Raw genomic sequence first — 26049 nt, forward strand, 5'->3', positions numbered from 1 at the left:
ATTCTGGGACTAGTACCACTTCACCTCGAGCAGCACCCCGTTCTGCACGTAGAACTTGCTCGCGCCCGGCGACACGGCGGCGAACCCGGCCTTGTAGTTCGGGCCTTGGTCGACCAGCGTGCCGGGGTCGATCTTGCGGGTGTTGCCGTTGCTGGCGTAGATGTAGCCGTCGCCCGGGTCGAACTCCATGTTCACCGCCCGGGGCTGGAAGCTCGCCACCACCGACCAGTTGTAGTCGAACTCCTTGACCGAGCGGAGCAACGCGCCGTTCGTGGGATCCATTTCGAACACCGTGCCGTACGTCATCCCGAACAGACGGCCCTGTCCGTCGAACGTCAGACCACCGACGCCCTGCTCGCCGGGCAGCGGCGTGGACCGCCACTTGATCGCGCCGGTCGCGGCGTCCATGGCGAACACCTGGCCCGGGTACTTCGAGGCGTCGAAGTTGCAGCAGCCCAGCGAGCCGCCGTAGAGGGTGCCGTCGCGGTAGGCCAGCGACGCGATCTGGTTCGCACCGTCGACCAGCCCGGAGTTCCACGTCCGGTGCTCGCCGGTCGCCGTGTCCAGCAGCGTGACCGCGCCGTTGAGCTGGCTGTTCTTGGGCGTCGTGCCGATCGCCAGGTACGGCCCGGCGTCGATCAGCGTCCACGGCCGCTCCTGGCCGTAGGACTTGAGTTCGAACAACTCCTTGGGGTTGTTGTCGCCGAAGGGCTGAGCCGGGTCGAACTCCCAGATCTGCGCGTTGGGGTAGACGCCGAAGTACATCTTGCCGTTGTGCGCGACCATGCCCTCGATCTGGTGGTGGAACGGATAGCTCGTCCACTGTGTCGTCGCGGGGTCGTAGATGGCGAGCCCGCCTTGGAAGTAGCCGCCCGCGTAGATCCGGCCGTCCGGGCCCCTGCCCAGCGAACGCGGTGCGGTCGGAGTACCGACCAGCTCATCCAGGTGCGCGAACGTCCCCTGCTTGGTGACGGTGTCGTAGCGCCAGAGCTCGCCGCCGGAGGTGGCACCGACGATGTTCTCGTGCCCGGTGCGCGGGTCGACGAACCGGCCGACGCCCTTGCCCGCGCCGAGACCGCCCTTGTCCGCCTGCTCGGCGCCGCCCATGAACCCGGTGCCGGTCATCGTGCCGTGCTTCGGGTCGTACTGCTTCAGCTCGCCCGAGTCGACGAGGTAGACCCGCTTGAACTGGTCGGCCGAGGAGATCGTCTGGCCGCCGTAGCCGGGGATGTGGCGCACCCACTTCTGGGTGGCGAGGTCGAGCACCCAGCTGTCGTTGCCGGTCGTGCCGCCGGCGAACAACACGTAGAGGTAGCCGCCCTCGTCTTCCATCTGGTAGCCGTACTTGTCGATCGGCATCCCGGCGGGAAGCGGGATCTCCTTGCGCGCACCGGTGATCGGGTCGACCTGCCACAGGCCCGCGGTCTGGCCGAGGCCGACGTAGAGCTTGCCGCGGGCGTACTCGACCGACCGCACGTAGCCGTACTTCGCGCCCCAGTCGCCGTAGTCGCGGTACTTGCGGGTGACCGGGTTCCACGAGAAGAGCTTGCCGCCGGGCAGCGGCGCCTGGCCGAAGTACTCGCTGGTGCCGAAGTAGAAGTTGCCTGCGTTGTCCGTGTCGCCTTCCCACGTGAAGCTGGTCCGCGCGTCGGGCCGGCCGAGGTCTTCGAGCTTGCCTTGCCACGGCAACCGGTACACGTGCCCGAAGCCGTAGGAGCTGACGAACACGGTGCCGAACTTGTCGACCGAGACACCCCACGCGCCCTGCGCGCCGGTGTCCGCCGGGACCTCGGTCGAGGCGGGATTCGGTACGTACAACGGGATCTGCCGCAGCACGTGTCCCGAGAACGTGTCGACCTCAGCCAAGTAGGCCGGTTTGCCGCTCACCGCCAGGTAGGTGCGCACGGAGCCGTCGGGCATCCGTGCGGTCTCGCCACCGGCCGCGGTGGTCGAGTACAGCGGGATGGTGCCGCGGTTCCACCACTGCGGGGCCGCTGCCGTTGTTCCGGCGGCGCCCGCCGGAATCGAGGTCGTGGCCAGGGCGGCCGCCGCGGCCACCAGCCCGATGATCAACCGACGTCCGAGTCTCCAGCCCATGCGACGCTCCACTCGACCAACTACGAGGTTTCGACCAATTACGGTCACGTCCGTAATTGGTCGAACCATAGGACTGCGGTGAAGCGCGCGTCAAGGCCGCCAGGGCCGAAAACCCGGCGGCACGTCGTCGAGCCGGACCGGCGCTCCCCCGGTCGCCGCCGACCACGCCATGGCCAGCAGCGCCAGTTCGCACTCGACGAGCGAGCGGCCGGGCCGGGCCGGGGCCGCCGAGGTCAGGCGTGGCAGCGCGTCGCCGAGCAGCGCCGCGTAGAACAGGTCCGCCGACGGCTCGATCACGCCGTCCGGGCCGACCGCCCGGAAGCCACCGGCGGGCTGGGTTTCGGTCACGGACACGGAAATTTTCGCGCCGGAGGCATGCTCGATCACGCCGCGGATCGCGTGCGCGGTGTCCCCTGGCGTCCCGGCCGACGCGACCAGACCCGGCCCGAGCACGGCCGTGGCCAGCGCCACGGCGTGCACGCCGTAGTACAGCGGGTGGCCGTCGCAGGTCACCTCGAGCCGAGCGCACGGCGGCACCGCAACCGCCTCGGGCGCGACCCGCAACGCCGAGCCGCCGTCGATGCGGGCACCGGCGTCGGCCAGGTCCGCGATGCGGCGCAGTTCCGCCGCGGTGCCCGCCATCGGCTTGTCCACGAACACCGGAACCCCAAGCGCCACAAGCTCTTCGACCTGGGTGAGCCGCTGGTCCCAGTCGCGGCCGAGCAGCATGACCACGTCGGTGACCGCCGCCAGCTCGGCCAGGCTCGCGGTCGCCACGACCCCCGGGTGCGCCCGCAGGAAACCGTCCACACGCGCCGCGACGGGGTCGTGCACGGCGGTCACCGGCATGCCCAGCCCGGCCAGCAACGGCGCGAAGATGCCCGGGTGCGACGTCGCGAGGTCGTGGAGGCCGACCCTGGTCATGGGGCCGCGGTGACGGGCAGGAGCCGGGCGATCCGCGTCAGGAACGCGTCCTTTTCGGGCAGCATCGCGGGGTCCGCGATCGGGTCGTGGCACAGGTCCGCGGGCAGCCGGCCCTCCCACTCGGCGAGCCAGGCCATGCGCTGGACGTACCGGTCGACCGGCGCCCGGAAAGCCTCCGCGGCCACCGCGTCCACGACGGCCGAGGCCCGCACGAAGTCGGCGTAGCGGTGCTCGATCCAGGCCGCCAGCGTCGCCACGGTCGGGCCGGGCACGGCAGCCGCGAGCCCGACGAGCGCCGCGTCCGCGCCCCACAGCAGCGACGGCCCGAACATGCGGTCCTCGCCGGTGAACAGGATGGTCTCCGGCCGCTCGGCGCGGCACGTGGTGAGCACGTCCTGGCAGGCCACGGCGTCGTCCAGGACGGCGACCTTGACGCCGAGCACACCCTCGGTGGCGACCAGCCGGCGCGTCAGGTCGGCCGGGTACTGCGCACCGCTCGCGGCCTCGTACAGCACGAACGCGATCACCGGCAGCCCCGAGGCCCTGGCCACGCGGGCGTGCAGCCCGACCACGTCCGGATCCGCGGACGGGTAGAGCAGCAGCGCATCCGCGCCGCTCTCGGCCATCTGCTCGGCCATCCGCTCCGTGTTCGCCGGGCCGACCCCCGCCACGAGCGGCGCGTCCACGGCATCGCGCACCGAGCGCACGACGGCCATGCGGGCCGCGTCGGTCAGCAACGCGCCACGCCCGGTGTGCGCGCCGACCGCCAGCGCGCCGACGCCGTCACGTACCAAGGACGCCGCATACGGGCCGACTGCCTCGGGGTTCGGCGTGCCGTCGGCGTCGAACGGCGTCAGCACCGCCGCGGTCACCTTGTGCCGCAGGGCCGACCCGAGGGTCTCGTCGCTGAACCGGGACACGCTGCTCATCGTAGAGTCCACCGTAGAATCGTGACCTCCGTCGCTGACCGAACAACTGGAGAAACCGCATGATCACCATTGGCGTCGTGGGGCCACAGGACCTCGTGGCCGCGACCCGCGAGGTCGCCGACGCCATGCCCGGCGTGAAGACGCACCCGCTCCCGTACGAGACGGAGACCGACGCCGCGCAGGTGGTCCGCGACTCCCCCGCCGACATCGACGTCTTCCTGTTCACCGGCATCGTGCCCTACGAGCTCGCGGTCGCGGCGGGCGCGCTCGACCGGCCGGCCAGCTTCGTGACCTACACCGGGGCACCGCTGCTCAACGCCATGCTCCGGTTGCTGCGCGACGGGCACGACCCGTCGTCGTTCAGCATCGACATCCTCGACGTCGGCCAGGTCGAGGAGACGTTGCGCGAGGCGGGCATCGCCACCTCCGGCGCGCACGTGCTGCCGTATCGCCGCGGGCTGACCGCGTCGGACATCGTGGAGTTCCACCGCGAGCGGGCCGCGGAGGGCGTCAACATCGCGATCACGTGCCTGCGCTCGGCCTACGACGTGCTCGAGGGCGACATCACGGTCGTCCGGCTGGCGCCGTCGATCCACTCGATCCGCTACGCCACCCAGCAGTTGCTCGCCGCCGTCGGCCAGGCGCGCTCGGACGACGCGCAGGTCGTGGTCGGGCTCTGCGACCTGCCCGCGGCCGCGGAAGCGGACCTGCGCCGGGAGACCAGCGGACTGGGCAGCGCGGTGGTGGCGTCCAGCGGCGGGCCGTTCGTGCTGTTCACCACGCGCGGTCCGCTCGACGCCGCGACTTCGGGGTTCACCGAGCTGCCGCTGGTGGCGAAGCTCGGCGCCGTGCACGGGACCGTGCGGATCGGTTTCGGCGTCGGCGGGTCGGCGGCGGAGGCCGAGGCGCTGGCCAAGCGGGCGCTGGGCCGGGCCGGCAAGCTGGGTAAGCAGGCGGCGGTCGTGTCGATGCGCAACGACATCGACCTGACGTTGTCGGGCACGGCGACCAAACCCGTGCGGCGCCCGTCGTTGTCGCTGCTCAGCCAGCGGGCCGGGCTCTCGACCGCGACCCTGATGCGGTTGCGGGACATGCTGGCCGAGCAGGACGAGCCGACCGTCACCACGCGTTCGGTCGCGGCCGCGCTGAGCGTGCAGCAGCGCACCGCGCGGCGGCTGCTGAACCGGCTCGAGCGCGCGGGGGCCGCGCAGTCGACCGGGCGCCAGGGCCTGGAGGGCAGCGGCCGGCCGTTGGTGACCTACGAGCTGTACCTCTGAGCTTGACAGGGGCCCTTCGGCGCGATTACGGTCCCGACCGTAATTGGAGGTGGTTCGGTGGTGCTCGGCCCGCTCTCGCCCCGGCAGCCGTTTTCCGATGAGGCCGTGAAACTCGCGACCGAAGCGATCCGCTCGGGGACCCTCTTCGGCGTCGGCGGCCCGCTCATCACCCGGTTCGAGGCCGAGTTCGCCGCCTACTACGGCGCCAAGCACGCGGTCACCGTCTCCTCGGGCACGGCCGCGATCCACACCGCGCTCGCCGCGCTCGACCCGGCGCCCGGTCGCGAGGTGATCACCGCGCCGATCACCGACGCGGGCAGCGTGCTCCCGATCCTCTACCAGGGTTGCGTTCCCGTGTTCGCGGACGTGGACGAGCACCTCGGCATGTCCCCGGCCGCCGTCGAGGCCTGCGTGAGCGACCGGACCGCGGCGATCATCGCCGTGCACCCGTTCGGCGGGGCCGCCGACGCGCGGGCGTTGCGCGACATCGCCGACCGCCACGGCATCGCGTTGATCGAGGACTGCAGCCAGGCGCACGCCACCCGCTTCGACGGGCGGTTCCTCGGCCGGTACGGGCGCATCGGCGTCTACTCGCTCCAGCAGTCGAAGCACATGACCGCGGGCGAAGGCGGCGTCTGCACCACCGACGACGACCGGCTCGCCGACGAGATGCGGCTGTTCCGTGACAAGGGCTGGGACCGGGTCAGCGCCGGGGCCCGCGGCTACCCGCGCCTCGGCCTGAACTACCGCGCGACGGAACTCGTTGCGGCCGTTGCGCTTCCGCAACTCGGCACGCTCGACGACGTGATCGCCCGGCGTCGCCGGCTCGCCGAGGTGCTGGACGCGGCCGTGGACCGGGCGCCCGACGCCACCCGGTGGACGGCACCGTCCGAATGCGACACCTCCTACTGGTGCTACCCGTTCTTCGTTCCGGCCGGGCAGACCGCCGCCTGGGGCGAAGCCCTTGCCGCGCAAGGCGTCCCGACCTCGCCGGGCTACATCGGCGACCCGATCTACACGTGTCTGACGGCGTTGCGGCCCGGTCAGGCCTTCGGCGGCAGTGGGTATCCGCTGACGCTGGCGCAGGAAGGTCGCGGGGTCTACCCGCCGGGCCTGTGCCCGAACGCCGAGGAGGCGCTGAGCCGGCTGATGGTGTTCTGGTTGCACGAAGATCACACCGACGAGGAGATCGCGGCGGTGGGCGAGGCGATCGTCAGCGCCGGGCGGGCACTGGCCGGCTGACCCGCACGACCCTCACTACCCCTACCACAGGGTGCATCGAGGCCGCGCGCCACACGGCGACGGGCAGGCCGAGCACGACCGGTAGCCACAGCAACGCGTAGACCCGATCGCCCGCGTTGACGTCCGGGTGCGCGGCCGCCAGGATCGCGCCCACCAACCCGACGGCCAGCACCACGTACGCGGCGGTGCGGAACCAGCACCACAGCGCCCAGCCGCCGGCGAGGAAACCGGCCACCAGCAACGGGTTCGACCAGACCAGGCGTGGCCAGTGCGACCAGTACCGCACGTTCGCGCCGGCCAGGGTCGACCAGACGTCGGGCACATCGGGCCGGGTGAAGTGACCGGTGAGCACCTCCTGTGCCGAGTCGGCGCCGCTGGGCAGGCCCAGCCGCTACGACAACAGCAGCACCGCGACCACGGACGCCATGGAGAGCCCGCACAGCACCAGCAGCCCACAGAACACCGGGACGACCCACAGCCCGGAGCGCACCCCGATGACCGGCGCCACCGCCGCCACGGCCGGCGGGTAGCCCGGCCGGCTGTCGAAGATCGCCTGGTACCGCACCTGCGCGGTCGGCGTGAAGTGATCGGCGTTCTGCGCCACGCACTGCGCGTAGCCGTCCTTGGCCGCCTGCGCTGCCGTGACCTGATCGGTGCACCACAACCGCACCGCCAGCAGGTGGGCGTCGTGCGGATCGTTGCCCAGGACGCGATAGGCGCCTTCGGCGTAGCGTGCGGAGTCCGGCCACAGCCGCTCCGACGGCGCCAGGAACAACTGCAACACGACGAAGCCGAGCGCGGCCACGGCCGCCCACACCCAACCGGCCCGGCTCTCCCGCAGATCTGCGATCACACACGGCTTGTGTCCGCATCACCGCGACCTGTTGCGAGTCCGTGCGCTAGAACTTGCCGTCGCGGACCTGGAACTTGGTCGGCTTGTCCCACAGCACTCCCCCGGCCTTGATCCAGTCGAGCTGCCACGCGAGCAACTGCGCGGCCGACCGGGTGGGCGCGCCGAACAGTTCGTGGCAGCGTGAGGCGTCGTTGAGCAGGGCCACTTCGGACTCCGTCCCGGTGAACACCGGGGCCACGCCCAGCGCTTCCCCGGCCGTCTCGGCGAGTTCGCGCACCGACAGCGTTTCCGGGCCGGTCAGGTTCAGCACGGTGACCTCCGGCGAGGCGATGGTCAACGCACGCAAGGCGACCTCGTTGGCGTAGCCCTGCCAGACCACGTTCACGTGGCCGTTCTCCAGCGAGATCGGCCGCCCGTCGCGCACCGCGGTCGCGATGTCGGCGAGCACGCCGTAGCGCGGCTCGACGGCGTAGTTGAGGCGGATCACCGTGACCGGCGTGCCGTAACGCCCGGCCGCGTAGGCCATCACCCGCTCGCGGCCCAGCGTGGACATCGCGTACTCGCCGACCGGCCCCACCGGGTCGCTCTCCCGCGCGCCGCCACCAGCCACCGGCACGAGCGGGTACACGTTGCCGGTGGAGAAGCACGCGATCCGTGCCTTGCGGTAGCGCCGCACGGCCAGGCCGGCGACCACGGCGTTGGTCTGCCACGCCGGCGCCGGATCGCCCGCGCTGCCGAACTTCGCGCCCACCATGAACACCACGTCCGAGGCGTCCGGCAGCTCGTCGTAGGGCTCGTCGCCCAGCAGGTCGAACGCGACCGTGCGCACGCCCGCACCGTCCAAACGCGACCGCACGGCCGCGTCGCTCCAGCGGGACACGGCGATCACGGACCGGTCCGAACGCCCCGCCTCACGCAGCGCACGGGCGGCCAGCATGCACAGCGTCGGCCCCATCTTGCCGCCCGCGCCGAGCACGACGAGATCACCGCTGCCCTTGGCCAGGTCGGCGACGAGCTCCGGTGACGGTGTGGCCAGCAGCTGCTCGAGCTCGTCCTCGGTGTGGATGTCCATTCAGCCCTTCACTCCCGTCATGGCGACACCTTCGGTGAAGTGCCGCTGGGCCAGGATGTACGCCAGGAAGATCGGCACCAGCGCCACCACCGACCCGGCCAAGGTCACGTTCAGCGGGGTCGACTCGCGCATCAGCCCGGCGATGCCGGTGGTCAGCGTGCGCATCTCCGGCTCCTGTCCGATGACCAGCGGCCACAGGAAGTCGTTCCAGTGCCACAGGAACACGAACAACCCGAGGGTGGCGAGGATCGGGCGGCACAGCGGCAGGATCAACTGGAAGAAGATCCGGAGGTCGGACGCACCGTCCATCCTGGCCGCTTCCAGGAGGGAGTCGGGGATGCCGTAGATGAACTGGCGCATCAGGAAAGTGGCCTGCGCGTTGGCCAGCGTCGGCACGATGAGACCCCAGTAGGTGCTGACACCGTCCATGTGGGACAGGATGACGAACGTCGGGATCAGCGTGATGTGGTAGGGCACCATCAGCATGGCCAGGAACGACCAGAACATGGCGTTGCGGCCCGGGAAGCGCTTCTTGGCGAAGGCGTACCCGGCCATCGAGGCGAGCAGCAGCACCAGCACCACGCTCACCAGCGAGTAGATGAGCGTGTTGGTGATCCAGCGGATCATGTCGTTGCCGCCGAGCACCGTGCGGTAGGCCTCAGTGGTGAGCCCGGTCGGGATCAACGCGTTCGGGAACGACAGGTCCGTCACGGGTTTGAACGACATGATCAGCATGGTGTAGAAGGGGAACAGCGTGATCAGCGCCGCGATGGCGAGCACGACCGGGATGAGGATCCGCCCCGGACCACTGCGCCTGGCCAGAGCCGGCGAGATGTCGCTAGCCATTGTCGTCCCTCCCGAAGGCGAACCGCTGGATCAGCGTGAACGCCAGCACGATCACGAACAGGACGATCGAGACCGCCGAGCTGTAGCCGAAGTTGAAGAACTTGAACGCCTGGTCGTAGAGCATGAAACCCAGCGTGTAGGTCGAGTTGACCGGTCCGCCGGAGGTCATGATGTAGATCGCGTCGAACACCTGGAACGACGTGATGGTCTCGATCACGGCGAGGAAGAACACGACCGAGCGCAACTGCGGCAGGGTCAGGTGGCGGAACCGCTGCCACGCGCTCGCACCGTCCACGAGGGCCGCTTCCTCGAGTTCGCGCGGGATCTCGTTGAGCCGGGCCAGGACCACGAGCATGTCGAAGCCGAACCGGCTCCAGGCCGCGACGATCGCGACCGCGGGCAGCGCCAGCGCCGAGTTCGTCAGCCAGGACCCGGTGTCCAGGCCGAACACCGACATCAGCGAGGGCACCGGCCCCCCGTCACCGAAGATCCAGATGAACACCACGCCGGCGAGCACGAGCGACGTGATCACCGGAAGGAAGAACACCGACCGGAAGATCCGCATCGACCGGGTCCCCCGGCGCACCAGCAACGCGAGCCCGATCGACACGACGATCACCAGCGGCACGACGATGACGCTGTAGAGCAGCGTGACCGTCAGGGCCTTCCAGAACAGCTGATCGTGGATCATGTACTGGAAGTTCGCCATGCCGGCGAAGGTGATCTCGCCGCCCAGGTCCACGTTGGCGAACGCGAGCCCGAACCCGCCGAGGAACGGCAGGAACCGGAACAGGACGAAGAGCGCGAACATCGGCAGGACGAACGCGATGCCGGCGAGCGCGCCGTGCTGCTGCCACCACCCCCGAGGAGCCCGCGCGGGCGCGGGCGCGGGCTCCTCTTCGGTGGGCGGCGGTCCCACGTGTACCTGGGTCGGCAAGGAGGTCACCTGGACAGGATCTGCTGCGCGTTCTTCGACGCATCCTGCAACGCCTGCTCCGGGGTCTTCTGACCGAGCACCGCGGCCTGGACCTCGGGGGCGATCACGGCCTGGACCTCACGGCCCTTGGCCACGGCCGGTCCGGTGTAGCCCATGTCGAGGTACTTCTCGGTCTCGGCGGCGGGCGTGCCCGGCGCGTAGCCGAGGTTCGCGGTGGTCTTCGGCGCGAAGTAGCCGCCGAACTTGTCGACCGCGGCCATCACCTGGGGCTGCGTGACGAACGAGATCCACTTGGCGGCCGCGGCCTTGTTCTTGGAGCCCTTGAGGATCGTGTAGGCGCCGACGGTGCCGTAGGTGCGCTGCACGGTGTCCTTCAGCGGCGGGATCACGACCCGGTCGTCACCCCACTGCTTCTCCAGCAGGTTCGGTTCGATGTTGAACTCGCACGCCACCTTGCGCTTGGCCATGGCCGACTGGTCCAGCGGCACGGCGGTGGTCGCCTCGGCCTTGGGCGCGTAGCCCTGCTTCACCAGGTTCGTCCAGTAGGTCAGCGCCTTCACCGCCTGCGGGCTGTTGACCGTGAGGTTGCCGCCCTGGTCGAAGATGTCGCCACCGGCCTGCCAGACCCACGGGTAGAAGGTCGTGTTGATCGCCGCGGCCTGCGTCGCGTCGAGCTGGGTGGCGTAGAAGCCCTTCTCCTTCAGCTTGGGCGCGATGGCCATCAGGTCGTCCCACGTGGCCGGTGGGGTGGTGATGCCGGCCGCGGTGAGCACCTTCTTGTCGCAGGTGCCCGGGATGACGCTCATCAGGATCGGCGCGCCGTAGACCTTCGAGTCCACTGTGGTCGCGTTCAGCGCGGCCGGGCGGTAGCCGTCCTTGGGCACCGAGTCCGGGATCGGCTCGAGCGCGCCCTTCGCCTGGAACGCACGCAGTTCGTCGGGCACCATGTAGGCGACGTCGGGGGCCTTGTTGCCGGTGATCTGCGTGACCAGGATGGTCTCGCGGTCCTTCCACGGCTGGACGTCGACGGTGACCTTGATGCCGGGGTTGGCCTTCTCGAAGGCGGCGACCTGGGTCGCCCAGAACGCCTTGTCGTCGGCCTCGGACTTCAGCGGATACACGCGCACCGTGATGGACCCACCACCGCCGCCGGCGTCGTCGCTGGAACTGCACGCCGCGATCGGGGCGCTGACCAGCAGACACGCGGCGAGCGGGGCGATGAACCTACGCATCGACATGGCGACAACCCCTAACTCATTGGATTTCAGCCAGGACCGTAATCTGCGCAACAGTCACCGTCAAGACTGTTCGTAGTCGGGCCCGGCGCGTTGACATCGCTCTTTCCGCACAGTTACGGTCAGGACCGATATTGGGGTTGAACGAGGGGACCGCGGGGATGACCATGACGGACGCCGGGGCCGAGGTGAGCTCCGCCGCGGACGGTGCCGACGCCGCCTTGGGAATCCTGCGGCAGGGCTGCGCCATTCCCGCGCACCCGCTCGCCCTGGACGGTACGGGCGCGTTCGACCCACGCCACCAGCGCGCGCTGACCAGGTACTACCTCGACGCGGGGGCGCGCGGGCTCGCGGTCGGCGTGCACTCGACGGAGTTCGCCATCCGCGAGGCGGGCCTCTTCGGCCCGGTGCTGGAGCTCGCGGCGGAGACCGTCGCCGACTGGGCACGGGACACGACGGTGCTGATCGCCGGCGCGTGCGGGCCCACCGCGCAGGCCGTCGCCGAGGCCGAACGCGCCGCCGAACTGGGCTACCACGCAGTCCTGCTCAACCCGGGCGGCCTCGACGGCGCCGACGAGGACGCGATCCTCGACCGCACCCGCGCGGTCGCCGAAGTCCTCCCGGTGATGGGCTTCTACCTGCAGCAGTCGGTCGGCGGGCGCTACCTCTCCCCCGAGTTCTGGACCAAGATGGCGCTCATCCCCGAGGTGGTCGCGATCAAGGTCGCGCCGTTCGACCGGTACCAGACCCTGGACGTGGCGCGTGGCGTCTACCAGGCCGGGCGCGCCGAGGACCTCGCGCTGTACACCGGGAACGACGACAACATCGTCGTGGACCTGTTGACGTCGTTCGACTTCGGCCACGACGAGGACCGGGTGCGCATCGACGTCCGCGGCGGCCTTCTCGGCCAGTGGGGTGTGTGGGCCACCGAAGCGGTGCGCATGGTGGAGCTCGCCCGCCAGGCCCGCGCCGGTGACCTGGCCCTCTACCCGGAACTGCTGGCGCTGTCCGGGCGGATGACCGACGCGAACAGCGCGATCTTCGACGCCCGCAACTCCTTCCGCGGCTGCATCGCCGGGATCAAGCAGGTGCTGCTGGAGCAGGGCCTGCTGACCAGCGCCCGCTGCCTCGACCCGGCCGAGGTGTTATCCGCTGGCCAGCTCGCGGAGATACACCGGGTACGCGAGGACCACCCCCAGCTCGCCGACGACGAGTTCGTCCGCGCGCACCTCGACCGCTGGCTCGCCTGAGGAGGACGTGACTTGCCCCCGACCACGTACGCCGCGGCCTTCGCCGGCACCGCGCTCGACCAGCTCGAGCGGGTCGCCGAGGACCAGCGCGACGCCCTGGCGAACGGCGGAAGACTGATTGCCGACGCGCTGGCCGGCGGCGGGATCCTGCACGCGTACGGCACCGGGCACTCCCGCAGTGTCGCGCTGGAACTGGTAGCGCGGGCGGGCGGGTTCATCCCGACGAACCTGCTGGCGATCAAGGACCTCGTGATGTGGGGCGGGCGGTCGCCGGAGTCGATCCGCGACCCGAAGCTCGAGCGGGAACCCGGTGTGGCCGCCGAAGTCCTGGCCCTGCACGATGTGCGGCCGGGCGACGTCATGGTGATCGCGTCCAACTCGGGCACCAATCCGGCGGTGGTGGACATGGCACGGCTCGTGCGGGACCGGTCGGTGCCGGTGATCGCCATCGGGTCGATGGCGCACGCGGCCGCGGCGCCACGCCGGGACGCCGACGGGCAGGTCTTGTTCGACGTCGCCGATGTCGTGGTCGACACGCTCACCCCGGTGGGCGATGCCGTGGTGGCGCTGGCGGATGGCACGCGTGCGTGCGGCACCTCGACGTTGAGCGCCGTGTTCATCGCGCAGTTGCTGGTGGCGAACGCCTTGTCCGTGCTGGCCGAGCGCGGTGTCCCGGTGCCGGTCTACCGGTCGATGAACACCGCGGGCGCCGACGAACCCAACGCCGAGGCCGAGCGGGCGTGGGCCGCCCGGCTGCGTCCGATCGAGTCGTGACATGGCCGAACCAACGGTGGTCGCGGTCGACCAGGGCAAGTCCGGGACGCGGGCCGAGGCGCGGGTCGGCAGCGGCGCGCGGGTGCATTCGGCCGGGCCGGGTCTGTCGCTGACCCGCGGCACGCCGCCCGGGTCGAGTGGCGTGGACGCGGTGGTCGACGCCGTGCGCAACCTCCGGCTGCCCCAGCCGCCCGACCTCGTGTCGGTCGGCACCACGGCCGCGCCCGGCACCCAGGACGAACGCCACGAGCTGGCCGAAGAGCTGCGTGCCCGGCTCGGCGCGGGACGGGTACTGGTGACCGAGGACGCGGTGACCGCGCACCTCGGCGCGTTCCGCGGTGCGGCCGGCGTGGTGGTGTCGGCCGGAACCGGTGCGATCGCGTTGTGGTCCGACGGCGAGACGTGCGCCCGGGTCGACGGCTGGGGCCCGATCCTCGGCGACCACGGCAGCGGGTCGGCGATGGGCGTGGCCGGGCTGCGCGCGGCTTTCGCGGCGGTCGACGGGCGTGGGCCCGCGACGACGTTGACCGAGCAGGCCCGGGCCCACCTCGGCGGCCTGGATCTGAACGCCGCGCGCCGGTTGCACGGCGCGGCGAACCCGACCGAGATCGTCGCCGAGTTCGCCGTGGCGGTGTTGCACGCCGCCGAGCGCGGCGACGTGGTCGCGGGTGGGATCGTCGCGCGAGCGGCGGCCGACCTGGCCAAGAGCGCGGCCCTTGCGGCGGCCGACGCGCTGGGCGCCGGTGAGCACCCCCGGTGCTGCGCGGTCGGCCAGATCATGACCAACGACTTGCTGCGCAAGGCCTTCACCGCCGCGGCGACCCGGCACGGGCTGGTCGTGGCCGAGGCCCGCGGCGGCTGCCTCGACGGGGCGAAGCTGTTGGCCGCGGGCGAGTACGGCCGCGCCTTCGACGCGCTGATCGGGGTGGCGGAGTACGCCGAGGTGGCGATCGCCGAGTGAAGGCGGGGCACGGCACCGCGACCATCCCGGTGCCTGACGGGTCGCCGATGGGTGGCTACGTCGACCGGCCCTCGGCCAGCACCGGGGTCGCGGACCCGCTGGAAGCCCACGTCGTGACCGTGTCCGACGGCGCGCGGCGGATGGCGTTCGTCGTGCTCGATGTGGTGTGCGTGAACGTCGATCTTGCCGACGCGGTCGAGCGGGAGCTCATCGAACTCGGCATCGACGACGTGTGGGTGTGTGCGACCCACACGCATTCCGGACCCGAGACCGGCTGCGTGCCGGGTGGCGCGGCCACTCCCCCGCCGTGGACCGAGGTCGTCACCGCGGCCGCGCGACGCGCCGGCGCTGACGCGGTGGCCGGCGAGGTCACTTCCACGATCGGCGCCTCGCTGGTGTCGGTGACCGACGTGGGCTCCGTGCGCAGCAAGCCGGGCGCGACCCGGCCGGTACCCGTGGACGTCATCGCCTTCCGCGGTCCGCGCGACGAGCTGACCGGGCTTTTCGCCGTGCTGCCAGTGCATCCGACGGTTCTCCCGGCGAGCAGCACGGTCGTCAGCGCCGACCTCACCGGGGCCGTGCGGCGCGCGTTGACCGACCGGCTCGGCGTGTGGACCGTGGTCGCGACGGGTGCGGCCGGGGACATCAGCACGCGTGGCGTCCGCCAGGCGGCCGACCTCGGGGAGTGCGCGCGGCTCGGTGCGGTGGTCGCCGACCAGGTGGTGCGGGCGCTGCCCGTCGACTGCACGTCCGGCCCGGTGCGCACGGCCCGAGCCGACACGGTCGTCCTTCCCACCGAACGTGGTTCGGCGATCTCGGCCGGCGGTTCGACCCGGCAAGCGGAAACCCTGCGCCAGGCCGTCCGGCTGCGCGACCACCTGCCATGGCCGGATCGCCCGCTCGAGGCCACCGTGCGGGCGGCGCGGCTCGGCCCCGTGGGGCTGGTCGGCCTTCCCGGCGAGCCCTTCCTGGACCTGCGCTCCCGGGTGAACGGGATCCTGATCGGCTATGTCGGCGGTTACCTCGGTTATCTGCCCACGAGGGCTGCCTTCGCCGGCGAGCCCACCTACGAGACCGTCATCAGTCCCATCGTCGCGGGCGCGGCCGAGTCCCTTGTGGACGTCGCGGCCGAGACCCTCAGGCGCCTGCGCTGACCTGCTGCACCGTGCCCGTCACCCGGGCCCGCTCGGCGGCGAACACCGCCAGGTGGGTCTCCAGCGACTCGTCCGGGCCGGACAGGATCGTGCTCGGGTCGCCGGTGGCGACGGCCGTGGTGAACGCGTCCATCAGGCCCGCGTCACCACCGCCGTGGCCGGTGTCCGTGTCGATGCCGCGGGATTCGTCGATGTCCTCGAAGTCCTCGAAGTCGCTCACCGTCTTCACCGTGGTGGCGGTGTCCGACACGAAGTCGTGCACGAGCACGCGCGAACCCGTGCCGTCCAGGAAACCGCGCGTGCCGAGCATCTGGGTCCGGCGGTCGGCGTGCGGGGTGAACGCGGCCATGGTGAAGGTCGCGGTGGCCCCGCCCTCGAAGTCCATGGCCACCACCTGGTGGTCGACCACGTCGTTGTCCATTGTGTACACGCACCGGCCGTATGGACCGTCCCGCAACGCTTCGGTGACCCCAGCCTCGGTCACGTCGTCGGTCAGCACGTCCACCGGCCAGCCCGTGCGCCCGGACCGCAGCATCCCCAGGTAGATCCGCTTGGCCGAGTACGGGCACGTCTGCTCGACCGCGCACGACAGGCACCGCTCCCCCGCACCCGCCGGCTGCTCGGAGCGACGGAAGTGCCGCAGCGACCCGAAGCTGGCCACCGACCGGATCGGCTTGCCGACCACGTGCCGCAACCAGTCGATGTCGTGGCAGGACTTGCTCATCAGCGAGAAGGTCGACGTGTCGGTGCGTCGCCAGTTGCCGCGCACGTACGAGTGCGCGAAGTGCCAGAACCCCACGGGTTCCAGGTGTTGCACGCTGACGATCTCGCCGATCCGGCCCGCGTCGAGGATCTCCTTGACCACCCGGTTGTACGGCCGGTACCGCAGCACGTGGCACACCGCGAACAGCACGCCGGCCTCGCGCACGGCCGCCACGATGCGGGCGCAGTCCCGCTCGTTCGGCGCCATCGGCTTCTCCACCATCAGGTGGTAACCCTTGCGCGCCAACGCGACCGCCGGCTCCACGTGGTCGGCGTCCTGCGTGCAGACGATCGCCACGTCGGCCAGCCGCGGTTGCGCGGCCAGCTCCTGCCAGGATGCGAACTCGCGGGCCGCACCTCGGGCGACACGCGCACGAGCGGCCGGTCGCGGCTCGGCCACCGCCACCACCCGGGCGCGCTCGGGATTGGCCGCGATCCAGTCCGCGTAGCTCGTCCCCCGCTGCCCGGCGCCGACGATCGCGTACGTGACCGCCATCAGAACTCCGCCAGCTTGCGCAGGAACTCCAGCCGCTGCATGGCGTGCAACGATCCCCCACCTTCGTGTTCGTTGAACGGGTACACCCGGATGTCCTTCGGCCCCGCGTAGTGGTTGTAGGCCGCGAACACCGTCGACGGCGGCACGATCGGATCCATCAACGCCACCGAGAACAGCGACGGCGCCGTGGCACGGGACGCGAAGTTCATCCCGTCGAAGTAGCTCAGCGTCCGGAACGTGTCGTCCACCAGCTCGGGCCGCTTGCGCAGGAACTGCGCGATCTCGAGGTACGGCACGCGATCGGAGACGTCGGCACCCCGCCGGTAGTCGCACAGGAACGGCACGTCCGGCAGCACGGCGGCCACGCCATCGCCCAGGGCCGCCACGGCGAGCGCCTGCCCACCGCCCTGGCTCGGCCCCGCGACGGCGAAGCGCGAAGCCGAGACCAGCGAGCGCGCCGCGTCGAGGCCACGCACCGCATCGGTGATCAGGCGGCGCATGTAGTGCGCACGCGGGTCGTGCGCGCCCTGGGTCATGAACCCGGGCTCGTGCGGTCCCGAGGACTCGGCCGACCGGTCGCCGGTGTCGCCCCGCGAGTGCCCGCGCGCGTCCACCACGAACTGCGCGACCCCGCACGCGGCGTACAACAGGTGGTCGTGCACCCGGCCCCGGCCGACGCCATAACCCTGGTACTCCACCACGCACCAGCGGGCGGATCCGCCGGATGGCAGCACGAGCCAGCCCTTCACCGGCTCGCCCGCCCAGCCGGGGAAGGTCACGTCATAGGTGGCGAAGGCACGCACGCCGGCGTCGATGGGCGTGGCCGACGGAGCGTCGGTGCACTCCCGTGCGGCCGCGAGCGTGTCCTGCCAGAACAGGTCGAAGTCGGGCTCATGGGTGAGCTCCGGCTGGTAGCGCCGGAGCTCACCCAGGGGCCAGTCGAACGTGGGCACTACCGCACACGCCGGACGATCAGCTCGGCGCCGTTGGCGAACACCAGGTCGCCGTCGTTGTAGACCATGCGCAGCGCCTGCTGGTCGAACAGCGGCTTCCACTTGCCGTTGGCCGTGTTCACCTGGACGACGTGCTGCCCGCCGACGAGCGCGTAGAGCGTGTGCCCGTCCACGGCCAGCTGCGCCGCCGCGGTCGCCGTCGTGCTGGTGTCGAGCACCTTCAGCGTCCGGCCGGTGCGCGGGTCGAGCCGGTACACGTCGCCATCCACCACGGTCCAGAGCCTACCCAGGCCGTCGACCTTGACGGCCGTGATCGACTTCGCGGTGGCCGACGGGTGCGCCTCCCACAGCTTCTTGTCGTGCGCCACGTCGTAGGCGAAGACCGTCGCCTGCGACTGGGTCGGCGGCGTGGTCGACAGTCCACCCGCGACGGTCGTGGTGCCGTAGACGATGCCGTTCTCGTCCGAGGTCAGCGCCATGATGCCTTCGTCGGCGACGAACTGGTCGTGGATCGCCACGGTCGCACCGGTGGCCGAGTCGAGCACGGCCAGCGTGCCACCCAGCGTGTTGCCCGAGGGGATCGACCCCGTGACCAGCTTGCCGCCGACCTCCGCCATCGCGTCCAGGCGGGCCTGGACGTGCTCGTGGAGGTTGAGCAGCTGCACCGGGTTCGCCGTGCCGGAGGGTGCCTCGTCGGAGTACTCCGGGCTGTACCACGGCTGAGCCGGGTCGTAGCGGTACACGCGGGCGTCCGGGTACGCGCCGATCACGATGCCCTGCTCGGTCGGCAGGATCGACTCGATCTGGCTGAACCGCTGGTAGGTCGCCTTGCCGTCCTTTGTGGACACCGTGGCGAACCCGCCCTGCAGGAAGCCGCCCGCGTAGACCGTGCCGGGCGCGCCGGACGCCAGCGCCAGCACTTCGGTCGGCTGACCGGGGATGGTGGTGCGGATCGACTCGGACTTGCCGGTCTCGGGGTTGTAGCGGAACTCCAGCCCGCGCCAGAACAACCCGACGATGCTCTGGCCCGGGTAGCCGTCGGCGTTCACCGGCGCCCAGCCGATGCCGCGGGTGTTCACGATCCTCCCGTACGCCAGCAGCCCGGTGCGCTGCTCGGCGTGCGTCACGGGGTCGTAGCCGATCAGCTCGGACGTGCCCGGTTCGAACTGCTTGAAGAACCAGACCCGGCCGTCCGGTCCCGGCGGTGTCACGTCGAGACCGGCCGCGTTCTGCACCGTGTTGGTCCACTGGCCGGTCTTCAGGTCGTAGACCCGCAGCGGCCCGGGCGGCGTGCCCTCACGCGCGTAGAGGTAGTCGCCGTAGGCCCGCAGGTCGTTGACCACCTTGCCCGTGGGGTTGGTGACATCGGCCGGCATCGGCAGCGACCGCTTGGCTCCGGTGGCCGGGTCCAGTTCGGTGATCTTCCACGACGCGTACGCGCCCGCGTAGATCTTGCCGTTGGCGTAGGCGATGCTCTTGACGTACGTCTCGCCGGGTGCCATGACGCCGAAGTCGTGGAACGCCTTGGTCTGCGGGTTCCAGCTGAACACCTTGCCGCCCGGCGACGTCCCGCCGTAGACCGTGCCGTCCGGCGCCACCACGATCGCCCAGACGTACGCCTCCCCGGCGATCGGGACGCCGAGGTCCTCGGCCTGCGTGGCCCCGGGCGGCAACCGGAAGAGCTTGCCGTCGCTGTAGGTGCCGACGTAGACCGAGCCGTCCGGCGCCTGCTCGACGCCGTACGCACCGCTCGAACCGGGCAGCGGCACGCTCAGCACCGGCGCCCCGGTGGTCGGGTCGACGGCGTTGAGGATCGCGGGCGTGCCCGACGACGCCGACCAGATCACCCGGCGCCCGTCGGACATCGTGCCAACCGTGCCGCCGATGAGCAGCACGTCGGTCAGCGGCACCCCCAGCGACCGCGGGGCACCGGGGTCGCTGGTGGGTACCGGCTGGGCCGTGGCCGGCACCGTCGCCGACGCGAGCAGGAACAGCAGGGCGCAGACGACGGCGCCGATTCGTTTCACAGCTTGGTCCACTTTCACTTCGTTGACAGCCTCGTTGGATCAGCCCGTGCGCGGCAGCGCGAACATGTGGGTCATCGCGGACGTGTGGTTGGGCAGGTCGCCGCTGTGCCCCGTGGTGTCGGTCAGGCCGGCGGCCGCCCCGCCGACCAGCCCGACGTTGCCGGACAGGTAGGTGCTGGTCACCTGGGCGTGCAGGTGGGTGCAGCCGGGTTGGACGGCCACGGTGGTGTAGAGCGGGATCGCCGCGTGGTTGACGCCCCGCGCCACGTACTCGTCGGTTTGCGCGACGGGCGCGCTGGAACAGTTCGTGCCGCCGGAGGTGGTGACGGTGAGGGCGAACCGGGCCTTCGCGAACTGCTGGGTGCAGTTCGTCGAGCACCAGTGGAATTCCATGTCGGCCACCACGTCGACCTTCGTGTACCCGGCGGGGATCACCCGGTCGAGCACCGGCGCGACGACGGTGGAACTGAGCACGGTGTTGCCCGCGGGCAACGACTTCTGGATGGCCACGCCGTCCACGTCGCCCGGGATGGAGTAGGACGCGAACCGCACGTTGCCCTGCACGGTTTCCTTCGCGACGTGCGCCGAGGTCGACGACGTGCGCAGGTAGAGCGTGCAGGAGATGACCCCCGCGCTGGTCGCGGTGACCAGGAAACGGGTGATCAGCTTGATGTTCTGGTGCGCGGGGTCACCGGTGGCCGGGAGGATGTTCTCCCCCATGACCACATTGGACGCTCCGGCCCCGGTGCACCGGATCTCGTTGTCCACCAGGTTCACCTGGTCGGCCGCCGACGCGTTCAGTTCGGAGTAGACATAGGCGTTCGAGCCCGCGGCCAGTTGCGGCGAGTCGATGGTCGCCAGCGGGACGACCAGTTGCAGCGCGGGCGACTGGCTCACGGGGATGCCGGTGATGACCACCGGGCCGAAGTCCTTCGAGGTCACCGCTTGCGCCGGTGCCGTCGAACCCACGAACACGGCGGCGAGCACCATGGCGGTGGTGGCCAACGAACTCACAAGACGTTTCCGCATGACTCCTCCTCCGCTCGATCAGGCGACGAACGCCGCGCCGACGCTCTGGTTGTTGGCCTCGATCAGGAACGAGTTGTAGCCCGAGTTGGCGGTCACCCTGGTGTAGACGGTGAAGTTGCGCGAGGAGCAGGTCGAGTCCACCGGCACGCTCGTCATCCAGGTGTTGATCTTGTAGTGGTGGATGGTGGTCGTGACGTACACGCCGGCGAGCGCGCCGTTGGTCGTGGTGTGGCAGACCGATCCGTCGGCGTTCAGCTGGTTGGCCACGAGCTGGGTGCCCACCAAGGACCGGGTGCCGTCCATCCGTGCGCCCGACGAGCGCTGGCAGAGGTTGTTGTCCGTGCCGTAGCACACCGTCACGTTGAGATCGCCGATCGCCTGGATGGCCGTGACGCCGGCGGGTGCGGTGTAGTTCACGATGTTCGCGCTGTAGGAGGAGTTCACCAGCACCTTGCCGTTGAACGTCTGCTTGACCGAGGCGATGGCGCCGTAGACGTCCTGCAGGTAGGACGAGGACAACACGGTGATGTGGCCCGCCACGTCGGCGTGGTGGTTGACGAACTGGGCGTAGACCGCGCAGCTGAGCGCGCTGTCGGCCGGCGCGGTGACGAAACCGCGGGTGAGCAGCGTGACCGAGGCGCCGGTCAGGACGTTCTGGCCGGTCACCAACTGGGCGGCGTTGGTCGTCTGCCCCGGCCGCCGGCAGTAGACCATGTGGGAGACCTCGGTGACCTCACCCGAGCCGGTCACGTTGAGCTTGCTGCTGAGGTAGTCCGTCTGGCCGGCGGGAATGGTGATCGTGCCGCCGAGCGCGCGGGTGTGCTTCGAACCGGACGGGGTGCTCGACGGATCGCTCGCATACGTGCCGGGCGCGGAGATGTAAGCCGTCGTCGCCGCGTCCGCTGTCCCGGCGGTGATCACGACCGGGAGCACCAACGCGGCCAATCCCGCCACGGCGAGCTTGAGCAGAGTTCTGGGTGAACCGGTGCCACGCATCCGTACCACGACCTTCCCATGGGTCTGCGGTTTATTACGGGCCCGACCGTAATTACCAAGACACGTTAGAGCGGTCGCGGTGTGACGTCAAGGACATCAACCCGCGACCGTTCCGACGGAGAGGTCATCTGAACGTGCGGTGCGCCCATTGCGGGCGATTACGGTCATGCCCGGAACATCGGCCAGACCGGCGGGCGGTGATCAGGCCGGCGGGAACTGCAGCAGGCCCAGCTGACGCAACTGCGCGGCGAAATCCACCACGCCCCACGTCTGCGCGATCCGTTCGTCGACGAGCCGGAAGATGAAGATCTCGTTGTAGGTGATGGTCTTCCCGGTCGGCGCCACCCCCAGGTACTCGCCGAGGTGGGTCCCGGTGACCTTGGTGCGGCAGGCCACCTTGTCGCCCTCGCGGATCTCGTCCTCCACGGCGATGTGCAGGTCCGGGAAGGCCTTGCCCAGTACGGTGAACACCTCCTTGAACGCGTCCACGCCGGTGGCCTTGATCGGCAGCGGCGTGCTGATCACCACGTCGGGCCGCATGACCTCCTCGATCGTCTTCATGATCAGGTCGTGGTCGTTGGTGTTGATGGCGTCGTGCAGGCGCTTGTACATGGTTCGTCCTTCAGTTCTCGCGGACGGCGGGGATCTCGAGCTCGATCGACACCGCGTCGGCGACGATGCCGGCGAGCGACGGCCCCGCGCCGAACTCGCGCCGGCTGATCCGCGCGGTCGCGGTGAACCGGGCCCGGCGACCGTCGAATTCGGTCAGGGTCAAGGAAAGCGGGACTCGCGCGGTGACACCGCGCAGCGTCAGGGTGCCGTCGACCACCCAGCCGTGCTCCGTCGGCCAGAGCCGGGTCGACCGGTAGGTCATGTCCGGGAACCGCTCGGCGTCGAGGTAGGCCGCCGAGCGCAGGTGCTTGTCCCGGCGCGGGTTCCCGGTGTCGAGCGAGCCGGTGCCGATGGTCGCGGTGACCGACGAGTGCTGCGGGTTGTCGCCCGTGACGATGGTGACGTCGCCTGCGGCGAACCGGCCGCGTACCTTGCTGATCGCCAGCTGGCGCACGGCGAAGGCGATCGTGCAGTTCGCGGGGTCGGCCCGCCACGTTCCGGCCACGTACCCCGGGATCGCGGTGGAGACGGTCATGGTTCCCTCCAGTGGTCTCGCTTGTCGTGAAGGCGACGAGCGGGCACGTGCCGAAGGGACAGCCGATTCAGAATTCGTCGAGGCGCCTGGTCAGGAACCGCCGTTCGGGCGTGGACGTGGCCAGGTCGAGCGCCTTGCGATAAGCCGCTTTGGCCTCCTCGGCGCGGCCGAGGCGCCGGAGCAGTTCACCCCGTGTCGAGTGGAAGTAGCGGTAGCCGTCCAGGTCGAGCCGGTCGATCGCGCGCAAGGCTTGCGCCGGATCACCGGCTTGTGCGACGGCGACCGCCCGGTTGAGCTCGACCACCGGCGACCCGGTCAGTGCCGCGAGGTGCCCGTAGAGCTGGGCGATGCGTGCCCAGTCGATCGGCTCGCGCGTCTGCATGGACGCGATCAAGGCCTGCACGGCATAGGCACCACGCCCGCCGAGCGCGTACGCGCGGCCCAGGACCGTGCGCCCCTCCGCGAGCTGGTCGAGATCCCAGAGTGACCGATCCTGCTCGTCGAGCAGGACGAGGTCGTCGCCGGCGAAGCGGGCATCGCGGCGGGCGTGGTGGATCAGCATCAACGCCAGCAGGCCGTGGACCTCGGGCTCCTCCGGCATGAGCGTGGCCAGCACGCGCCCGAGCCGGATTGCTTCGGCGCCGAGGTCGACGCGGCCGCGGTAACCCTCGTTGTAGATGAGGTAGAGCACGGCGAGCACAGCGTCGAGCCGCTCGGGCAGCAGGCGCGCGCCGGGCACGGCGAACGGGATCCCGGTCGCCTTGATCTTCGCCTTGGCGCGGGTCAGGCGCCGCTTCATGGTCTCCTCGGACACCAGGAACGCCGCGGCGATCTCCGCGGTGGCGAGGCCGCCGAGTGCGCGCAGGGTGAGCGCGACCTGCCCGTCCAGCGGCAGCGCCGGGTGGCAGCACGTGAAGATCAGCTCGAGCCGTTCGTCCTTGATCACGGTGTCGGTGACCTCGTCGGCCACGGCCTCCGGTGCACCGAGCAAGTGGAGCTTCGCGGCGAGGGTGCGTTCGCGGCGGATGCGGTCGATCGCCTTGTTACGGGCCGTGGTGACCAGCCAGGCGCCCGGGTTGTCGGGCACGCCGGTGTCCGGCCAGCGCTGCGCCGCGATCGCGAACGCCTCCTGCGCGGCGTCCTCGGCCTTGTCGAAGTCGCCCAGGTACCCCACGAGCGAAGCCAGCACGCGGCCCCACTCGTCGCGGAAGATCTTGCCGAGCACGGTCAGGACTGCGCCACGGGCCGGACCTCGATGGTGCCGCCGACCCAGCGCACCGCCGGGCTGCGCGCGGCCATCTCCAGCACCTCGTCCAGGTCGGCCGCCTCGATCAGGCAGAAGCCGCCGAGCACCTCCTTGGTGTCGGCGAACGGGCCGTCGGTGATCAGCGTCCGGTCGCCGTCCCCTTTGACGCAGGTCGCGGTGTCGGCCGGCTGCAGCTGCGCGAACGAGACGCAGCGCGGGTCGTGCGCCAGCTCCAGGTATTCGGCGTACGCCGTCTCGAGGTCCGCCGCCGAGAGCGCCTGGATGCGGCTCGGGTCGGTGTGGATCATCATGGCGTACAACATCGCTACCTCCGTGAACAGTGTGCTCTCACCCAGAAGACGAACGCGCGACGACGTTCGGGACAACTTCGTCGAGGGCGGCGACGAAGGCCGCCGTGGCGGGCGGGTCGGGCGGGTCGCCGAAGGTGGCGAGCAGGATCCGGCGGCGGAACCCGGGGATCTCGGTGGCCTCGATGCCCGCGGCGCGGTGCGACCGCAGCGACAGACCGGGAATGGTCGTCACGCCGAGCCCGGCCGCGACGAGCGACTGCTCCACGATCACGTCGTCGCTGGTGTAGGCGATGCGCGGGGTGAACCCGGCGGCCGCGCACGCGTCGACGAACTCGGCGCGGCAGTTCTCGCACCCGGCGATCCACGGCGAGTCGACGTGGTCGGTCAGGGTCTCGCCCGGGGTTCGGCTGAGCAGGTACATCGGGTCGTCGAGCAGGTAGCGGGTGCGGACGCCCTCGGGCACCTCGTCGTCGTAGCGGAAGATCAGCGCGCAGTCGACGTCGCCCTTGCGCAGCAGGCCGAGCGCGACCTTCGGGTGCGCGTCGACCAACTGCAGCTCCAGGTTCGGGTGCTTGGCCGTCATCGCGGTGGCGGTGGCGGGCACCAGTTCGCTGAGCGCCGACTGGAACCCGGCGACCCGCACCCGGCCACGGCGCAGCCCGGCGAACGCCGAGAGCTCGTCGTGCGCGGCGTCCAGCCGCCCGACGATCTCGGTGGCACGCCGGGCAAGCAGCTCCCCTTCCTCGGTGAGCCGGATGCCGCGGCCGACCTTGCGCAGCAGCCGCACGCCGGTCTCGGCCTCCAGCCGGGCGAGGTGGTGGCTGACCGCCGGCTGCGAGTAGTGCAACGCCTCGGCGGCCTTCGTCACCGATCCGTGCGCCGCCACCGCGGCGAGAACGCGTAACCGCATGGTGTCGAGCATTCATCAACCTTATCGATGGAATGCTCAGAAGTCGGCATTGGACCTATGAATCCGCGGCTGTCATGGTCAATGGCATGAACAGCCAAGACATCGCAGACCTGCTCCGGCCCACCGTCCAAGCCGGCCGGGACGCGGCCGCGACCGCCGCCCGCATCGGCGCTTTGCTCGGTGCGCACCGGCCGACCTCGGCCTTGCTGACGCCCGAGCAGCGACTCGGCGGTCCGGACCGGGCGGCCGGTCACCTCCTGCACGCCGAGGACGATTTCTCGTTGCTGGCCATCGTGTGGCGGCCGGGCCAGCTGACCCGCATCCACGACCACCTGTGCTGGTGCGTGGTCTGCGTGCTCGAAGGCAGTGAGCAGGAAACGCAGTACGAGGACCACGGCGACTTCCTGGTCGAAACCGCCACCACACGCAACGTCGAGGGCTCGATCAGCGCGCTCGCGCCACCCGGCGACATCCACCGCATCCACAACGACACCGACCGGGTGACGATCTCGCTGCACGTCTACGGCGTCGACCTGCGCGTGGCCGGCTCCAGCGCCCGGCGCACCTACGACGCCCCCGTTCGCGCACTCGCCCACCGCTGAACGAGCACCACCACTGAAC

26 protein-coding genes are annotated in these 26049 nt (G+C 70.6%); 7 read left to right on the plus strand and 19 right to left on the minus strand.

Features of this window, described 5'->3' with window-relative positions; genetic code table 11:
* Positions 1-9 precede the first annotated feature (9 nt).
* The 3 genes from EV186_RS27515 to EV186_RS27525 all read right to left on the minus strand — a co-directional run bounded on the left by EV186_RS27515 (position 10) and on the right by EV186_RS27525 (position 3950).
* Complete coding sequence (locus tag EV186_RS27515) at positions 10-2097, minus strand: PQQ-binding-like beta-propeller repeat protein (RefSeq protein WP_166659362.1); 2088 nt, start codon at positions 2095-2097, stop codon at positions 10-12.
* Between the two features lie 90 nt (positions 2098-2187).
* Entirely contained in the window at positions 2188-3021 is an 834-nt protein-coding gene (locus tag EV186_RS27520) for a Gfo/Idh/MocA family oxidoreductase (protein ID WP_133852358.1), read from the minus strand.
* Positions 3018-3950, minus strand: a complete 933-nt coding sequence (locus tag EV186_RS27525) for a dihydrodipicolinate synthase family protein (protein ID WP_133852359.1) — start codon at positions 3948-3950, stop codon at positions 3018-3020. Before EV186_RS27525 ends, EV186_RS27520 begins: the two co-directional genes overlap by 4 nt.
* 77 nt (positions 3951-4027) lie before the next feature.
* On the opposite strand from EV186_RS27525, the gene EV186_RS27530 reads away from it, so the two are divergent.
* Together EV186_RS27530 and EV186_RS27535 are read left to right on the plus strand one after the other, a co-directional pair.
* Positions 4028-5227: a hypothetical protein gene (locus EV186_RS27530; protein ID WP_133852360.1), complete on the plus strand. Its 1200-nt coding sequence runs from the start codon at positions 4028-4030 to the stop codon at positions 5225-5227.
* 105 nt (positions 5228-5332) lie between these two features.
* The gene (locus EV186_RS27535) at positions 5333-6469 is read left to right on the plus strand and encodes a DegT/DnrJ/EryC1/StrS family aminotransferase (protein WP_166659363.1); all 1137 of its coding nucleotides are present in this window, start codon (positions 5333-5335) and stop codon (positions 6467-6469) included.
* On the opposite strand, the gene EV186_RS27540 is transcribed toward EV186_RS27535, so the two are convergent.
* From EV186_RS27540 to EV186_RS27565, 6 genes are read right to left on the minus strand one after another with little or no spacing between them, the layout of a single operon-like run.
* The gene (locus EV186_RS27540) at positions 6441-6821 is read right to left on the minus strand and encodes a hypothetical protein (protein WP_133852362.1); all 381 of its coding nucleotides are present in this window, start codon (positions 6819-6821) and stop codon (positions 6441-6443) included. The genes EV186_RS27535 and EV186_RS27540 overlap by 29 nt on opposite strands.
* 39 nt (positions 6822-6860) lie before the next feature.
* Positions 6861-7322 (minus strand): hypothetical protein, encoded by a 462-nt coding sequence (locus EV186_RS27545; RefSeq protein ID WP_133852363.1) that lies wholly within the window; start codon positions 7320-7322, stop codon positions 6861-6863.
* A 46-nt stretch (positions 7323-7368) separates the two neighbouring features.
* The gene (locus EV186_RS27550) at positions 7369-8394 is read right to left on the minus strand and encodes an NAD-dependent epimerase/dehydratase family protein (protein ID WP_133852364.1); all 1026 of its coding nucleotides are present in this window, start codon (positions 8392-8394) and stop codon (positions 7369-7371) included.
* Complete coding sequence (locus EV186_RS27555) at positions 8395-9240, minus strand: carbohydrate ABC transporter permease (RefSeq protein WP_133852365.1); 846 nt, start codon at positions 9238-9240, stop codon at positions 8395-8397.
* Entirely contained in the window at positions 9233-10186 is a 954-nt protein-coding gene (locus EV186_RS27560) for a carbohydrate ABC transporter permease (protein WP_208115818.1), read from the minus strand. The genes EV186_RS27555 and EV186_RS27560 overlap by 8 nt, the downstream gene beginning before the upstream one ends.
* Positions 10183-11415, minus strand: coding sequence for an ABC transporter substrate-binding protein (locus EV186_RS27565; protein WP_133852366.1), 1233 nt, complete (start codon positions 11413-11415; stop codon positions 10183-10185). The genes EV186_RS27560 and EV186_RS27565 overlap by 4 nt, the downstream gene beginning before the upstream one ends.
* A gap of 158 nt (positions 11416-11573) precedes the next feature.
* On the opposite strand from EV186_RS27565, the gene EV186_RS27570 reads away from it, so the two are divergent.
* Genes EV186_RS27570 through EV186_RS27585 form a run of 4 tightly spaced genes read left to right on the plus strand, consistent with a single transcriptional unit; the run spans position 11574 to position 15551 of the window.
* Positions 11574-12662, plus strand: coding sequence for a dihydrodipicolinate synthase family protein (locus EV186_RS27570; protein ID WP_133852367.1), 1089 nt, complete (start codon positions 11574-11576; stop codon positions 12660-12662).
* 12 nt (positions 12663-12674) lie between these two features.
* Entirely contained in the window at positions 12675-13436 is a 762-nt protein-coding gene (locus EV186_RS27575; RefSeq protein ID WP_133852368.1) for a sugar isomerase domain-containing protein, read from the plus strand.
* Between the two features lies 1 nt (position 13437).
* Complete coding sequence (locus tag EV186_RS27580; protein WP_133852369.1) at positions 13438-14397, plus strand: N-acetylglucosamine kinase; 960 nt, start codon at positions 13438-13440, stop codon at positions 14395-14397.
* The gene (locus tag EV186_RS27585; protein WP_133852370.1) at positions 14394-15551 is read left to right on the plus strand and encodes a hypothetical protein; all 1158 of its coding nucleotides are present in this window, start codon (positions 14394-14396) and stop codon (positions 15549-15551) included. Before EV186_RS27580 ends, EV186_RS27585 begins: the two co-directional genes overlap by 4 nt.
* On the opposite strand, the gene EV186_RS27590 is transcribed toward EV186_RS27585, so the two are convergent.
* The 10 genes from EV186_RS27590 to EV186_RS27635 form a co-directional block, all read right to left on the minus strand.
* Positions 15535-16809 (minus strand): Gfo/Idh/MocA family protein, encoded by a 1275-nt coding sequence (locus tag EV186_RS27590; protein WP_133852371.1) that lies wholly within the window; start codon positions 16807-16809, stop codon positions 15535-15537. The genes EV186_RS27585 and EV186_RS27590 overlap by 17 nt on opposite strands.
* Entirely contained in the window at positions 16809-17762 is a 954-nt protein-coding gene (locus tag EV186_RS27595) for an acetylxylan esterase (RefSeq protein ID WP_133852372.1), read from the minus strand. The genes EV186_RS27590 and EV186_RS27595 overlap by 1 nt, the downstream gene beginning before the upstream one ends.
* Positions 17762-19789: an NHL repeat-containing protein gene (locus tag EV186_RS27600; RefSeq protein WP_133852373.1), complete on the minus strand. Its 2028-nt coding sequence runs from the start codon at positions 19787-19789 to the stop codon at positions 17762-17764. The genes EV186_RS27595 and EV186_RS27600 overlap by 1 nt, the downstream gene beginning before the upstream one ends.
* Positions 19790-19828: 39 nt before the next feature.
* A complete protein-coding gene (locus tag EV186_RS27605) occupies positions 19829-20818 on the minus strand; it encodes a hypothetical protein (RefSeq protein ID WP_133852374.1) in 990 nt (329 codons plus the stop codon).
* Between the two features lie 18 nt (positions 20819-20836).
* Positions 20837-21814 (minus strand): hypothetical protein, encoded by a 978-nt coding sequence (locus EV186_RS27610; protein ID WP_133852375.1) that lies wholly within the window; start codon positions 21812-21814, stop codon positions 20837-20839.
* Between the two features lie 201 nt (positions 21815-22015).
* On the minus strand, positions 22016-22426 hold the full coding sequence (locus EV186_RS27615; protein WP_133852376.1) for an ester cyclase: 411 nt from the start codon (positions 22424-22426) through the stop codon (positions 22016-22018).
* Between the two features lie 10 nt (positions 22427-22436).
* On the minus strand, positions 22437-22961 hold the full coding sequence (locus EV186_RS27620) for a YceI family protein (protein ID WP_133852377.1): 525 nt from the start codon (positions 22959-22961) through the stop codon (positions 22437-22439).
* Positions 22962-23028: 67 nt separating this feature from the next.
* Positions 23029-24186, minus strand: a complete 1158-nt coding sequence (locus EV186_RS27625; protein ID WP_166659364.1) for an RNA polymerase sigma factor — start codon at positions 24184-24186, stop codon at positions 23029-23031.
* 2 nt (positions 24187-24188) lie between these two features.
* Positions 24189-24530 (minus strand): YciI family protein, encoded by a 342-nt coding sequence (locus EV186_RS27630; protein ID WP_133852378.1) that lies wholly within the window; start codon positions 24528-24530, stop codon positions 24189-24191.
* Positions 24531-24555: 25 nt separating this feature from the next.
* The gene (locus tag EV186_RS27635) at positions 24556-25440 is read right to left on the minus strand and encodes a LysR family transcriptional regulator (protein ID WP_133852379.1); all 885 of its coding nucleotides are present in this window, start codon (positions 25438-25440) and stop codon (positions 24556-24558) included.
* A 74-nt stretch (positions 25441-25514) separates the two neighbouring features.
* Here EV186_RS27635 and EV186_RS27640 point away from each other — a divergent pair, with 74 nt between their 5' ends.
* Positions 25515-26030: a cysteine dioxygenase family protein gene (locus EV186_RS27640; RefSeq protein WP_166659365.1), complete on the plus strand. Its 516-nt coding sequence runs from the start codon at positions 25515-25517 to the stop codon at positions 26028-26030.
* The last annotated feature ends 19 nt before the right edge of the window (positions 26031-26049 follow it).

The sequence above is a fragment of the Labedaea rhizosphaerae genome (assembly GCF_004362825.1).
GTDB classification, from domain to species: Bacteria; Actinomycetota; Actinomycetes; order Mycobacteriales; family Pseudonocardiaceae; genus Labedaea; species Labedaea rhizosphaerae.